Here is a 12,984-nt window from a genome sequence, read left to right on the forward strand (position 1 = left end):
CCAGGTTGGGATGGGGACTTCCTGCCAGGACGATATGTGGTGCTGAGGTGATAGAGCGGCGGTGCATGGCGCATCCTTTTTGCTTCGCCACTCCAGCTTGCGCTGGTATACGCAAGCGAATCGCAGTTTGTCGCTGAGATCAGCTGACATCCCAGGGTTATCGCGGCTGAAGCCGCTCCTACAGGAGCGTGGCGATACCAGCGGCCTTGCCTTCACGCTCCCGCGATCAGGCCTCCGATGATTTGCCGAAGCTCAGGATGTTCGGGCGGTCGAATCCGGAATTCGTCGCGCAGCACCCTCAGCACCTCGTCGACACTGTCCAACTGCACCCGCTCGCTCGCCTGGCCCAGGCGGTGGATCGCGAAGCTGCCGTTGTTGAGTGTCTTGCGCAGGCCCGGACCGGTGCGCGCGGCGATCATCTGGCCGAGAAATGGTGAGTCCGGGTGGGTGCACACGTACCAGTTGCCCACCACGTAGTCGATATCCGCCACCGCCTGCAGATCGAACACGTACATCGCCCGCCAACTGTCGGCCACCCGCGCGCGCAGGGTGTAGGTGCCATCCACGTGCGACAGTCGATAGGCCTCATGCGGCGTGGCCTGTTCGGCCTCGCTGTCGAGCAGCAAGGGACCGGTCGGCACCATGCCGCCGAAACCGACGTCGGTGATGTAACGCACGCCCTCCAGCGTCACCAGCACCAGCATGTGGGTACGCGCCGGCAGGGCGTCTTCCGGACCGCCCATCACCACGCGCCCGGTCAGGCCGCGCGCGTCGAAGCCCAGCGCCTGCAACAGCAGCAGGAACAGGCGATTGAGTTCGAAGCAGTAACCCCCACGCCCCTGATGCAGCAGCTTGTCCTGGATCGCAGCGGGCTCGACCTCCACCGGCACACGCAGCATGGTCGACAGCGTTTCGAAGGCGAACTCGGTGGTGTGCCGCCTCTGCAGCTCGCGCAGATTGTCGAGGGTCGCTGCCGGCGCCGAGGCATAGCCCAGGCGCTCCAGGTACCGTTGCAGGTCCAGCATGAAGGGTTCGCTCATCGCGCATCGTCCTCGTCGTCCGGTGGACGGTTTGTAGCAGAGAAGCGGAACGGGCGATATACGAATCACCCTGATCGATTTGCGCCAGCCAGCCCCAAGCGGGCAGTGAGCAGAGTGGGCAACGCCAAGCTCGTCCACCCTCGCGGGTTTCGCGTGCAGCCTCCTCCCCCGCAGAGGGAACTGATGGTGTCCACTCTGCTGTAGCTGAAGCCGCTCCTGCAGGAACCTGCGACGGGGCAGTGGGTATGGTTTGCGGCGGCCGGCACATACAAGACGGCCAAAATGCGCCAAGCTGTTGCCATCCCACCCGCTCGCCCGAGGACTTCATCATGCGTCTGCCTCTTTTCTGCTCCCTGGCCCTGCTGCTCTGCCTCGGTGGCTGTGGCGCCGGCGAAACAGCCACCACGGCCACGCTGCAGGCAGAGCAGGCCAAGCAGGCACAGCAGCAGATGGAGCAGCTCAAGCAGCAGATCGATCAGGCCAATGCGCTGAACAACCAGCGCCTGGAACAGGCCATCGATCAGGCGCAGTGAATGCTGCCTCGCTGCGCGCTAGGCAGTCACGCGATACCCGGAAACAGAAAGGCCGGTCACAAGACCGGCCTTTCTGTTTATCGCCCGATGCTCACTCAGCCATTGCTGGGGAAGGCGAACTGCGCAGCCTCGTGGCTCTTGCGCGCCAGCCAGCGCTGGGTGATGGCCTTCTTGCGGGTGTAGAAGCGCACACCGTCCGGACCATAGGCGTGCAGGTCGCCGAACAGCGAACGCTTCCAGCCGCCGAAGCTGTGGTAGCTCACCGGCACCGGCAGCGGCACGTTGACGCCGACCATGCCCACTTCGATTTCGTCGCAGAACAGACGCGCGGCTTCACCGTCACGGGTGAAGATGCAGGTACCGTTGCCGTACTCGTGATCGTTGATCAGTTGCATGGCTTCTTCCAGGCTGCCGACGCGGACGATGCACAGCACCGGGCCGAAGATTTCGTCGGTGTAGATGGTCATCTCCGGGGTCACCTTGTCGAACAGGGTGCCACCGACGAAGTAGCCATTCTCGTTGCCCGCGACCACCAGATCACGGCCATCGACCACCAGCTTGGCGCCCTGCTCGACGCCCGCATCGATATAGCCCTTGACCTTGTCACGCGCAGCCGCAGTGACCAGCGGGCCCATGTCCAGGCCGCAGGAGGTGCCGGCACCGATCTTCAGCGCCTGGATCTGCGGGACGATCTTGTCGACCAGCGCGTCGGCGATCTGGTCGCCCACGCACACCGCCACCGAGATGGCCATGCAGCGCTCGCCACAGGAGCCGTAGGCCGCGCCCATCAGTGCGCTGACAGCGTTGTCGAGGTCGGCATCGGGCATCAGCACGGCGTGGTTCTTGGCGCCGCCGAGGGCCTGCACGCGCTTGCCGCGCTTGGTGCCTTCGCTGTAGATGTACTCGGCGATCGGGGTCGAGCCGACGAAGCTCAGGGCCTTGACCTCGGGAGCCTCGATCAGCGCGTCGACGGCATCCTTGTCACCGTTGACCACGTTGAGCACGCCCTTGGGCAGGCCGGCCTGGTTCAGCAGCTCGGCGATGAACAGGGTGGAGCTCGGGTCGCGCTCGGACGGCTTGAGGATGAAGCAGTTGCCGCAGACGATGGCCAGCGGGTACATCCACAGCGGCACCATGGCCGGGAAGTTGAACGGGGTGATGCCCGCGACCACGCCGACGGGCTGCAGGTCGGTCCAGGCGTCGATGTTCGGGCCGACGTTGCGGCTGTATTCGCCCTTGAGGATTTCCGGGGCGGCGCAGGCGAACTCGACGTTCTCAATGCCGCGCTTGAGCTCACCCACGGCGTCTTCGATGGTCTTGCCGTGCTCGGCGCTGATCAGCGCGGCGATCTGCTGCTCGTTCTGCTCCAGCAGTTGCTTGAAGCGGAACATGATCTGCGCGCGCTTGGCCGGCGGCGTGTTGCGCCAGGCCGGATAGGCGGCCTTGGCCGCATCGATGGCCAGTTGCATGGTGGCGCGATCGGCCAGGCCGACCTGGCTGGTGGAATCGCCAGTGGAGGGGTTGAACACCGGGGCACTGCGACCGTTGCCGGCAACGCGCTCGCCGTTGATCAGGTGAGGGATATGGCTCATGGGGACTCCTCAGTAGAAATCTTGTGTAGGGTGGATGATGCTCTTCTCATCCACCGTGGCAGATTCGGAAATCTGGTGGATGAAAAAGGCGTCATCCACCCTACGGTTGTCGGTATTCGCTTAGTCCAGCTGGTTCAGCACGTCGCCGACGGCGTTGAACACGCGGTCGAGGTCTTCCATCTTGGCGTTGAAGGTCGGGCCGAACTGCAGGGTATCGCCACCGAAGCGTACGTAGAAACCGGCTTTCCACAGGGCCATGCCGGCCTCGAACGGGCGGATCACCGCATCGCCGTCACGCGGGGCAATCTGCAGGGCGCCGGCCAGGCCGCAGTTGCGGATATCGACGATGTGCTTGGTACCTTTCAGGCCATGCAGGGCCGCTTCGAACTTCGGCGCCAGCTCGGCGGACTGCTGGATCAGGTTCTCGCGCTTGAGCAGGTCCAGGGTGGCCAGACCGGCCGCACAGGCGACCGGATGCGCCGAGTAGGTGTAGCCGTGGGTGAACTCGATCATGTGCTCCGGCGACGGCTGCTGCATGAAGGTGTTGTAGATCTCGCTGGAGGCGATCACCGCGCCCAGCGGGATGGCGCCGTTGGTGATCTGCTTGGCGACGTTCATCAGGTCCGGGGTGACGCCGAAGAACTCCGCACCGCTCCACTTGCCCATGCGGCCGAAACCGGTGATCACTTCGTCGAAGATCAGCAGGATGTTGTGCTGCGTGCAGATCTCGCGCAGACGCTGCAGGTAGCCGACCGGCGGCACGATGGCACCGGCCGAGCCGGACATCGGCTCGACGATCACCGCCGCGATGTTGGACGCGTCGTGCAGTTCGATCAGCTTGAGCAGTTCGTTGGCCAGCTCGACCCCGCCGGTTTCGGCCATGCCACGGGTGAAGGCCATGCCCGGCTGCAGGGTGTGCGGCAGGTGGTCGGCGTCCATCAGTTGGCCGTACATCTTGCGGTTGCCACCGATGCCGCCCAGTGCGGTACCGGCGATGTTGACGCCGTGGTAGCCACGGGCACGACCGATGAAGCGGGTCTTGCTCGCCTGGCCTTTCAGACGCCAGTAGGCCTTGGCCATCTTCACCGCGGTGTCGGCACACTCGGAGCCCGAGCCGGTGAAGAACACGTGATTGAGGTCGCCCGGCATCAGGTCGGCGACCTGCTCGGCCAGCTTGAACGACAGCGGATGGCCGTACTGGAAGCCCGGGGAGTAGTCGAGGGTGCCGAGCTGCTTGGCCACGGCTTCCTGGATTTCCTTGCGCGAGTGACCGGCGCCGCAGGTCCACAGGCCGGAAAGGCTGTCGTACACCTTGCGCCCCTGGTCATCGACCAGCCAGCTGCCCTCGGCACCGACGATCAGGCGCGGGTCACGCTGGAAGTTGCGGTTGGCGGAAAACGGCATCCAGTGAGCATCCAGCTTGAGCTGGCTGGCCAGGGACGGGGTTTCGGTCTGCGGCATGTTCATCGGCGTAGCCTCACTCGGCAGGCAATTGAACGCAGGAGTCCGCTTGCGGGCGATCAGCGCCGACGAGCCGGCTCCTGCAGGGTAGTTGCCAGTGAATGTGCCATGAGCATAGAGTCAGTAAAACAACACTCTTTGCAACTTCAGTTCAAGGCCTACTAAACATATGAGCAGTCGTCGTCCCGATCCGCTGGCCCAGGTCAGCGACTTTGAAATTCGCCTGCTCAAACTGTTTCGCAGCGTGGTGGAATGCGGCGGCTTTTCCGCTGCGGAAAGTGCCCTGGGCATCGGCCGCTCGGCCATCAGCCAGCAGATGAGCGACCTCGAGCAGCGCCTGGGCCTGCGCCTGTGCCAGCGCGGCCGCGCCGGCTTCGCCCTGACCGAGGAAGGCCGCGAGGTGTACCAGAGCACCTTGCAGCTGCTCGCCGCGCTGGAGAGCTTTCGCACCGAGGTCAACGGCCTGCACCGGCATCTGCGGGGTGAACTGAACATCGGCCTGACCGACAACCTGGTGACCATCTCGCACATGCGCATCACCCACGCCCTGGCGCGCCTCAAGGTGCAGGGGCCGGACGTGCGCATCCACATCCGCATGACGCCGCCCTCGGAGGTGGAACAGGGCGTGCTCGACGGGCGCCTGCACATCGGCGTGGTGCCACAGGTCAGTGCCCTCTCCGGCCTGGAGTACCAGCCGCTGTACGACGAGCGCTCGCTGCTCTACTGCGCGGTCGGCCACCCGTTGTTCTACGTCGACGACCAGCAGCTCGAAGACCAGCGGCTCAACACCCAGGAGGCCATCGCCCCGACCTTCCGCGTGCCCCCCGAGGTGCAGAGCCACTACCAGGCCCTCAACTGCACGGCCAGCGCCTCGGACCGCGAGGGCATGGCCTTTCTCATCCTCACCGGGCGCTACATCGGCTACCTGCCCGACCACTATGCCCAGGCCTGGGTGCAGCAGGGCCGGCTGCGCGCGCTCAAGCCCGACAGTCGCTTCTACGACATCAACCTGGCGGCGGTCACGCGCAAAGGCCGCCGCGCGCACCTGGTGCTGGAGAGCTTTCTCGAAGCCCTGGCCAGCAGCTGAGCCACGCCTGCCCTAAGCTCCACTTGAGTGCAGCACGCCCCATCGCGGGGCGCGTACGCGCTCGGCCGCAGAATCGAAAACTGAATACCAAGTCAGGAATATTCGTATGCAGTTGATGGAACAAGGCTTTCCGCAACACTGCACACAATTCACCAGCAAGCTGATCAGTTGGACAGCTTTTTGCAACAGGGCGCTCACCTGACCAGATGGACAGGAAAAAAGAATAACGATGGTCCTCAGGAGCCAAGATGAACGCCAGTCGCACCATGATGCTCGCCGCCTGCGGCCTGCTGCTGACCACCCAGGCACACGCCGATAGCCCGCTGCTGTGGCAGAACAACAGCCTCACCTACCTGTACGGCAAGAACTTCAAGGTAGAGCCGGCCATTCAGCAGACGATCACCTTCGAACATGCCAGCGGCTGGAACTGGGGCGACCTGTTCCTGTTCGTCGACCAGAAGTTCTTCAACGGCGCGGAGAACGGTGCGGGGGATACACGCAGCTTCTATGGCGAGTTCAGCCCACGCCTGTCGTTCGGCAAGCTGCTGGGCAAGGATCTGTCGTTCGGCCCAGTCAAGGACGTGCTGCTGGCGGCCACCTACGAATTCGGCGAGGACGAGACCGAAGCCTACCTGCTCGGCCCCGGCTTCGACCTGGACGTTCCGGGCTTCAACTTCTTCAAGCTCAACTTCTACTACCGCCAGCCCGATGGCGACCGCGTCGACCGCAACGGCGATGGCAAGCCGGATGGCAGTGGCGTCTGGCAGGTGACCCCGGCCTGGTCCTACACCCTGCCGCTGGGCAAGTCGGACCTGCTCATCGACGGCTACATCGACTGGGTGGTGGACAACGACGCCAGCTACCACAGCAACTACCACATCAATCCGCAGATCAAGTACGACCTGGGCAAGGCCATGGACTGGGGCGACAAGCAGGTCTACGTCGGCGTGGAGTACAGCTACTGGAAGGACAAGTTCGGTATCCAGGACAGCGCCGCCTTCACCACCACGCAGAACACCGCCAGCCTGCTGCTGAAAGTTCACTTCTGATGCGCCTCACCGACCCGCACCGAGGGTCGGTTCCTGCCGCCTGATTCCGACTTGCCACGAGAACGCTCATGACCACTGAATCGCCCTCTTCGTCCGACCTGATCTACGCCCTGGACGACCGCCCCGCGCCCCTGCCGGCCTTCTTCGCCGCGCTGCAGCATGTCCTGGCCTGCTTCGTCGGCATCGTCACGCCGACGCTGATCATCGGCGGCGTACTCGGCCTGCACGAACAACTGCCCTACCTGATCAGCATGGGCCTGATGGTGTCCGGTGTCGGCACCCTGATCCAGGCCCGCCGCCCCTTCGGCATCGGCGCCGGGATGATCTGCGTGCAGGGCACCAGCTTCGCCTTTCTCAGCGCCGTGCTGGCTGCCGGCCTGATGGTCAAGGCGCGCGGCGGCAGCCCGGACGAGATTCTCGCGATGATCTTCGGCGTGTGTTTCTTCGGCGCCTTCATCGAGATGGTGCTGAGCCGCTTCATCGGCCGCCTGCAGCGCATCGTCACGCCACTGGTCACCGGCATCGTCATCACCATCATCGGCATCAGCCTGATCAAGGTCGGCATCACCGACGTCGGCGGCGGCGTGAAGGCGGAGAACTTCGGCGCGCCGATCAACCTGGCCCTCGGCGCCCTGGTGCTGCTGACCATCATTGTCCTCAACCGCCTGAGCAATCCCTGGCTGCGCCTGTCGGCGATCATCATCGGCCTGCTGATCGGTTCGCTGGCCGCCTGGTTCACCGGCGTGCTGGTGCCCAAGGCGCTGCCGGCACTGCCCCTGGTCAGCCTGCCGCTGCCCTTCCGCTACGGCTTCGACTTCGACTGGATGGCCTTCATTCCGGTCGCGCTGATCTACCTGATCACGGCCATCGAGACCACCGGCGACCTGACCGCCAACTGCATGATCTCGCGCCAGCCGATCAAGGGCCCGCAGTACCTGCAACGCATCAAGGGCGGCGTGTTCGGCGATGGCGTCAGCTCGCTGATCGCCGCCGTGTTCAACACCTTTCCCAACACCACCTTCAGCCAGAACAACGGCGTCATCCAGCTCTCCGGCGTCGCCAGCCGGCACGTCGGCTACTACATCGGCGCGCTGCTCATCGTGCTGGGTCTGTTCCCCGTGCTTGGCGCGATCCTCCAGCAGATTCCCAAGCCGGTGCTGGGTGGCGCCACGCTGGTGATGTTCGGCACCGTCGCCGCAGCCGGTGTCCGCATCCTCGCGCAAGCCCCGCTGGACCGCCGCAGCCTGCTGATCATGGCCACCAGCTTCGGCATCGGCCTCGGCGTGTCGAGCCAGCCGGACCTGCTGAGCCAGATGCCCAGGCTGGTGCAGAACGTGTTCGGCTCGGCGATCACCAGCGGTGGCCTGACGGCGATCCTGATGAACCTGCTGCTGCCACTGGAAGCGCCTCAGACACAGGACTGACGCACGCAGGTCGACGGGCTGACCTGCACGGACTGATCGCAAGCCGCGCGACGTGCGGCGAGCTGGCCACTCCGGCACCCTGCGCCGCGCCATTCTGGTGCGCGGCGCACCCTCTCCGTGCAGCGCATGGCGGACCGGGGCGCTACAGGCAACTTTTCTGGCCATGGAGCTTGTCACCCAGCCAGCGCTGGGGTATCAGTGCAATCGCTCCGCTCCCTGATTCAGTTCGGAATTGCCCATGACCTTCGAAGTCCCCGCCCATAGCAGTAACGGCAAACCCGCCGGGCGCATCCGCCAGAAGAACGAAGAAGCCATCATCAAAGCCGCCGAGGAAGAGTTCGCCCGCCATGGCTTCAAGGGCACCAGCATGAACACCATCGCGCAGAACGTCGGCCTGCCCAAGGCCAACCTGCACTACTACTTCAGCAACAAGCTGGGCCTGTACCTGGCGGTGCTGAGCAACATCCTCGAACTGTGGGACAGCACCTTCAACCACCTGACCGTGGACGACGACCCGGCCGAGGCCCTGGATCGCTACATCCGCGCCAAGATGGAGTTCTCCCGCCGCCACCCGAAGGCCTCGCGCATCTTCGCCATGGAAGTCATCAGCGGCGGCGACTGCCTGTCGCAGTACTTCAACCAGAACTACCTGGAGTGGTTCCGGGGTCGTGCCGCCGTGTTCGAAGCCTGGATCGCCGCCGGCAAGATGGACCCGGTCGAGCCGATCAACCTGATTTTCCTGCTCTGGAGCAGCACCCAGCACTATGCCGACTTCGCCTCGCAGATCTGCCGGGTGAAGCAGTGTTCGCGCCTGACCAAGCAGGACTTCGAGGAAGCTTCGGACCAGCTGGTGCAGATCATCCTCAAGGGCTGCGGCCTGCAAGCCACGCCACGGTAACCTCGTCGTCACAAACCCGCTCTAGTCTGCCGGCCACCAACTGACGAAGAGTGGCCAAACATGCACGACAACGAATCGACCGACCTGCAGCGCCTGGCGATCAGCCGCCGTCGCTTCATCGGCACCGGCGCCCTGGCCGGCGCCGCACTGTTTCTCGCCGGCAGCCCGCTGGGCCGCAGCGCCCTGGCTGCCGGCATCGCCGAAGCCAACTCGACGTTCGGCTTCGCCAACCTGGCCGCCACCCGTGCCGACACCATCACCCTGCCGGCCGGCTATCGCTTCGATCCGCTGATCAGCTGGGGCCAGCCGCTGCATGACGACTCCGCCGCCTACCGCGGTGACGGCAGCCACAGCGCCGCCGAGCAGCTCGGTCAGTTCGGCGAGAACAACGACGGCATGAGCTTCTTCCCCTGGCCAGGCGACAGCGACCGCGCGCTGATGGCCATCAACAACGAATACTGCAACTACCAGTACCTGCTGCAGCACGGCAAGCCGCCGCAGTCGCTGGCGGACGTGCGCAAGGCCCAGGCGGCCGTGGGCGTCACCATCATCGAGGTGCGTCGTGACGCCGCCGGCGCCTGGCAGTTCGTCCAGGGCTCGCCCTACAACCGCCGTATCCACGCCAACCTGCCGATGGAGTTCGCGGGCCCGGCGCGTGGCCACGACCTGCTGAAGACCGCTGCCGACCCGGCGGGTATCGCCCCGCACGGCACCTTCCAGAACTGCTCCAGCGGCATGACCCCGTGGGGCACCTACCTGACCTGCGAGGAAAACTTCACCGACTGCTTCGGCAGCAGCGACGCCACGCTGGCCCTGACGCCCGCGCAGAAGCGCTACAGCGTCAAGCTCGAAGGCGCCAGCGACAACCGCTGGCACCTGTACGACGAGCGCTTCGACATCAGCCGTCATCCCAACGAAGTGAACCGCCACGGCTGGGTCACCGAGATCGATCCGTTCGATCCGCAGTCCAGGCCGATCAAGCGCACCGCGCTGGGCCGCTTCAAGCACGAAAACGCCGCGATCACCACCAGCCGCGACGGCCACGTGGTGGTGTACATGGGCGACGACGAGCGCGGCGAGTTCATCTACAAGTTCGTCAGCCGTGATCGCTTCAAGGCCGAAGACCCTGCCGCCAACCGCCACCTGCTGGACCACGGCGACCTGTATGTCGCACGTCTCGGCGGCCAGGAAGGCGAGCAGCGCGGCAGCGGCCAGTGGCTCAAGCTGGCCTTCGGTCACAACGGCCTGACCCGCGAGAACGGCTTCAGCGACCATGGCGACGTGCTGATCCGCGCCCGTGCCGCCGGCAGCCAGGTCGGCGCCACGCGCATGGACCGCCCGGAGTGGATCGCCGTCAGCCCGAAAGACGGCCAGGTCTACTGCACCCTGACCAACAACGTCCAGCGCGGCACGGAAGGCCAGCCGGTGGACGCGGCCAACCCACGCGCCAACAACGTCTACGGGCAGATCCTGCGCTGGCGTGAAGCCGGTGGTGATGCGGCCGCCGAGCGTTTCGAGTGGGACCTGTTCGTGGTCGCTGGCAATCCGCAGGCACATCCCGGCAGCGCCAATGCCGGCTCGGCCAACGTCAATGCCGGCAACATGTTCAACAGCCCCGATGGCCTCGCCTTCGACAAGGACGGCCGGCTGTGGATCCAGACCGACGGCAACTACAGCGACGCGGGTGACTTCGCCGGCATGGGCAACAACCAGATGCTCTGCGCCGAGCCGCTCAGCGGCGAGATCCGCCGCTTCCTGGTCGGCCCGCGCGGCTGCGAGATCACCGGCGTGGCCTTCGCCCCGGACCAGCGCGCCCTGTTCGTCGGCGTGCAGCATCCCGGCGAAGATGGCCAGTCGAGCTTCCCTGACCACCGCGACGGCATGCGCCCACGCTCCACGGTGGTGGTGATCCGCCGCGAGGACGGCGGCGTGATCGGCGCCTGACGCCAGGCCGCGCAGCATGACGCCCGCCAGGCTTATACTGGCGGGCGTTTTTCATTGTCCGGCCAACCGATATGCCCAGTACCCTGCTCGGCCCCAGCGAATACCGCGAGGAGATCCGCAAGAGCCGCTTTCTCGCGCTCGCGGCGCCGGTCGCCAGCGCCGCCGAGGCCCAGGCCTTCATCGACCGCCACAGTGACCTGGCCGCCTCGCACAACTGCTGGGCGTGGAAGGTCGGCAACCAGTACCGCTTCAACGACGACGGCGAACCCGGCGGCACCGCCGGCCGGCCGATCCTTGCCGCCATCGAAGGACAGGACTGCGACCAGGTGGCCGTGCTGGTGATCCGCTGGTACGGCGGCATCCAGCTCGGCACCGGTGGCCTCGCACGGGCCTACGGCGGCAGCGCGGCCAGATGCCTGCAGCTGGGCGAGCGCGAGGAACTGGTGACGCGCCTGGCGCTCAGCTGTCACCTGCAGTTCGCCGAGCTGCCGCTGTTCAAGGCACGCTTGGGCGAGTTCGACGCCCAACTCGCCAGCGAAGAGTACGATGCCAGTGGTGCGCGCCTGCAACTGGCCGTCCCGGCCGAACGCCAGGACGCCCTGGCCCGCCTGCTGGCCGACATCAGCCGTGGCCGCGAGCAGTTGCACAAACCATGAAGCGCCTGCGTCCGCTCCTGCTGCTGGGCATGAGCCTGAGCGCACAGGCGCAGGTGGAAGAACAGCTGCAGTACCAGTACTACGACGTGACCATCGCCGCCGGCGAGTCCTTGCGCCAGGCACTCAGCCAGGCCTCGACGATTCGCCAGAACGGGCAGGTCTACCATGCCTATACGCGCTGGGGCGTGACGTGGAACTACTGGTGGCAGGAGGCGCGCGACGGACGCTGCCGCCTGACGCTGAGCCGCACCCGGCTGAGCGCACAGGTGACCCTGCCGCGCCTTGGCGGTGGCGACGCCCGGCAACGCCAGCGCTTCGCGCACTACCTGCAGGCGCTGCGCGAACATGAGCTGGGGCACTACCGCATCGGTCAGGCGGCCGCCGCCGACATCGATGCCGCGCTGCTGGCCACGGCTGAGTCCCCCAGCTGCAGCGAGCTGCAACGGCACGCCAACCAGCGCGCCAATGCCGTGCTGCAACGGTATGTCGAACGGGAGCGTGGCTACGACCGCGACACCGGCCATGGTCGCAGCCAGGGTGCCTGGCTGGCGGAGTAACTGCGCTATGCTGAGCCGTCCCTCTCATCCCTCATGGAGCCTGATATGACCGCGCCCCGATCCATCCTGATCATCGGAGCCTCACGCGGCCTCGGCCTCGGCCTGGCCAGTGAATTCGTCGCCCAGGGCTGGGCCGTTACCGCCACCGTGCGCAGCGCCGCACAGCAGGCGCCGCTGCTGGCACTGCCCGGCGTGCGTGTGGAGCAGCTGGAGATGACCGACCCGGCCAGCCTCGAACAGCTGGCCCAGCGCCTGAGTGGTCAGCAGTTCGACGTCATCTTCGTCAACGCCGGGGTCGCCGGCCCGTCGCACCACAGCACCGCACAGGCCAGCTCCGAGGAAATGGGCCAGCTGTTCCTGACCAACGCCGTCGCCCCGCTGCGCGTGGCCGAGCGCCTGCTGGCGAACCTGGCCAGCGGGCACGGGCTGATAGTGCTGATGAGTTCGATCCTCGGCAGCATCGAGGCCGGTGCGGGTCTCGGCATGCCGCTGTACGGCGCCAGCAAGGCTGCGCTCAACCACCTTGCGCAGTGCTTCGTGCGGACTCAGGACAACCCCGGCCTCGGGGTCCTGCTGATGCATCCGGGCTGGGTGCGCACCGACATGGGCGGCGCCGATGCCCCGCTGGATATCGCCAGCAGTTGCAAGGGCATGGTCGCGCAGGTCAGCGCCGCCGTAGGCCAGGCCGGGCTGCGCTACCAGGACTACGAGGGCAACCCGCTGCCCTGGTAACGCCTCCCCTT

Annotated in this window: 12 protein-coding genes; 9 read left to right on the plus strand and 3 right to left on the minus strand. The window is 65.8% G+C overall.

Annotated features, from left to right (window positions below):
• Window positions 1-212: 212 nt before the first annotated feature.
• On the minus strand, window positions 213-1,040 hold the full coding sequence (locus JLK41_RS20435) for an arylamine N-acetyltransferase family protein (protein WP_210389697.1): 828 nt from the start codon (window positions 1,038-1,040) through the stop codon (window positions 213-215).
• A gap of 329 nt (window positions 1,041-1,369) precedes the next feature.
• On the opposite strand from JLK41_RS20435, the gene JLK41_RS20440 reads away from it, so the two are divergent.
• Entirely contained in the window at window positions 1,370-1,573 is a 204-nt protein-coding gene (locus JLK41_RS20440) for a hypothetical protein (protein ID WP_172979181.1), read from the plus strand.
• Between the two features lie 95 nt (window positions 1,574-1,668).
• Here JLK41_RS20440 and JLK41_RS20445 read toward each other — a convergent pair whose 3' ends face one another.
• Both JLK41_RS20445 and aptA read right to left on the minus strand, forming a co-directional pair.
• Window positions 1,669-3,165: a CoA-acylating methylmalonate-semialdehyde dehydrogenase gene (locus tag JLK41_RS20445; protein WP_210389698.1), complete on the minus strand. Its 1,497-nt coding sequence runs from the start codon at window positions 3,163-3,165 to the stop codon at window positions 1,669-1,671.
• A gap of 120 nt (window positions 3,166-3,285) precedes the next feature.
• The gene (gene aptA / locus JLK41_RS20450; protein WP_150606531.1) at window positions 3,286-4,632 is read right to left on the minus strand and encodes an omega-aminotransferase AptA; all 1,347 of its coding nucleotides are present in this window, start codon (window positions 4,630-4,632) and stop codon (window positions 3,286-3,288) included.
• Window positions 4,633-4,795: 163 nt separating this feature from the next.
• On the opposite strand from aptA, the gene JLK41_RS20455 reads away from it, so the two are divergent.
• The 8 genes from JLK41_RS20455 to JLK41_RS20490 all read left to right on the plus strand — a co-directional run bounded on the left by JLK41_RS20455 (window position 4,796) and on the right by JLK41_RS20490 (window position 12,973).
• The gene (locus JLK41_RS20455) at window positions 4,796-5,713 is read left to right on the plus strand and encodes a LysR family transcriptional regulator (protein WP_037050983.1); all 918 of its coding nucleotides are present in this window, start codon (window positions 4,796-4,798) and stop codon (window positions 5,711-5,713) included.
• Between the two features lie 248 nt (window positions 5,714-5,961).
• Window positions 5,962-6,762: an outer membrane protein OmpK gene (locus JLK41_RS20460; RefSeq protein ID WP_037050985.1), complete on the plus strand. Its 801-nt coding sequence runs from the start codon at window positions 5,962-5,964 to the stop codon at window positions 6,760-6,762.
• Between the two features lie 68 nt (window positions 6,763-6,830).
• Window positions 6,831-8,186 (plus strand): uracil-xanthine permease family protein, encoded by a 1,356-nt coding sequence (locus JLK41_RS20465; protein WP_210389699.1) that lies wholly within the window; start codon window positions 6,831-6,833, stop codon window positions 8,184-8,186.
• Window positions 8,187-8,424: 238 nt separating this feature from the next.
• Window positions 8,425-9,084 (plus strand): TetR/AcrR family transcriptional regulator, encoded by a 660-nt coding sequence (locus JLK41_RS20470; protein WP_037050989.1) that lies wholly within the window; start codon window positions 8,425-8,427, stop codon window positions 9,082-9,084.
• Between the two features lie 60 nt (window positions 9,085-9,144).
• Window positions 9,145-11,028: a PhoX family protein gene (locus tag JLK41_RS20475; RefSeq protein WP_210389700.1), complete on the plus strand. Its 1,884-nt coding sequence runs from the start codon at window positions 9,145-9,147 to the stop codon at window positions 11,026-11,028.
• Between the two features lie 71 nt (window positions 11,029-11,099).
• Window positions 11,100-11,684 carry an IMPACT family protein gene (locus JLK41_RS20480; protein WP_210389701.1) on the plus strand — a complete coding sequence of 195 codons (585 nt, stop codon included), beginning with the start codon at window positions 11,100-11,102 and terminating at the stop codon, window positions 11,682-11,684.
• Window positions 11,681-12,241 (plus strand): DUF922 domain-containing protein, encoded by a 561-nt coding sequence (locus tag JLK41_RS20485; protein ID WP_210389702.1) that lies wholly within the window; start codon window positions 11,681-11,683, stop codon window positions 12,239-12,241. Before JLK41_RS20480 ends, JLK41_RS20485 begins: the two co-directional genes overlap by 4 nt.
• A gap of 45 nt (window positions 12,242-12,286) precedes the next feature.
• Window positions 12,287-12,973, plus strand: a complete 687-nt coding sequence (locus JLK41_RS20490) for an SDR family oxidoreductase (protein WP_210389703.1) — start codon at window positions 12,287-12,289, stop codon at window positions 12,971-12,973.
• Window positions 12,974-12,984 lie beyond the last annotated feature (11 nt).

Source organism: Ectopseudomonas khazarica (genome assembly GCF_017915135.1).
GTDB lineage: Bacteria > Pseudomonadota > Gammaproteobacteria > Pseudomonadales > Pseudomonadaceae > Aquipseudomonas > Aquipseudomonas khazarica.

Bases quoted from the DNA above. Each gene is read 5' to 3' on its own strand.
- JLK41_RS20435 (WP_210389697.1), bottom strand. From the start codon at position 1,040: ATGAGCGAACCCTTCATGCTGGACCTGCAACGGTACCTGGAGCGCCTG.
- JLK41_RS20440 (WP_172979181.1), top strand. From the start codon at position 1,370: ATGCGTCTGCCTCTTTTCTGCTCCCTGGCCCTGCTGCTCTGCCTCGGT.
- JLK41_RS20445 (WP_210389698.1), bottom strand. From the start codon at position 3,165: ATGAGCCATATCCCTCACCTGATCAACGGCGAGCGCGTTGCCGGCAAC.
- aptA (WP_150606531.1), bottom strand. From the start codon at position 4,632: ATGAACATGCCGCAGACCGAAACCCCGTCCCTGGCCAGCCAGCTCAAG.
- JLK41_RS20455 (WP_037050983.1), top strand. From the start codon at position 4,796: ATGAGCAGTCGTCGTCCCGATCCGCTGGCCCAGGTCAGCGACTTTGAA.
- JLK41_RS20460 (WP_037050985.1), top strand. From the start codon at position 5,962: ATGAACGCCAGTCGCACCATGATGCTCGCCGCCTGCGGCCTGCTGCTG.
- JLK41_RS20465 (WP_210389699.1), top strand. From the start codon at position 6,831: ATGACCACTGAATCGCCCTCTTCGTCCGACCTGATCTACGCCCTGGAC.
- JLK41_RS20470 (WP_037050989.1), top strand. From the start codon at position 8,425: ATGACCTTCGAAGTCCCCGCCCATAGCAGTAACGGCAAACCCGCCGGG.
- JLK41_RS20475 (WP_210389700.1), top strand. From the start codon at position 9,145: ATGCACGACAACGAATCGACCGACCTGCAGCGCCTGGCGATCAGCCGC.
- JLK41_RS20480 (WP_210389701.1), top strand. From the start codon at position 11,100: ATGCCCAGTACCCTGCTCGGCCCCAGCGAATACCGCGAGGAGATCCGC.
- JLK41_RS20485 (WP_210389702.1), top strand. From the start codon at position 11,681: ATGAAGCGCCTGCGTCCGCTCCTGCTGCTGGGCATGAGCCTGAGCGCA.
- JLK41_RS20490 (WP_210389703.1), top strand. From the start codon at position 12,287: ATGACCGCGCCCCGATCCATCCTGATCATCGGAGCCTCACGCGGCCTC.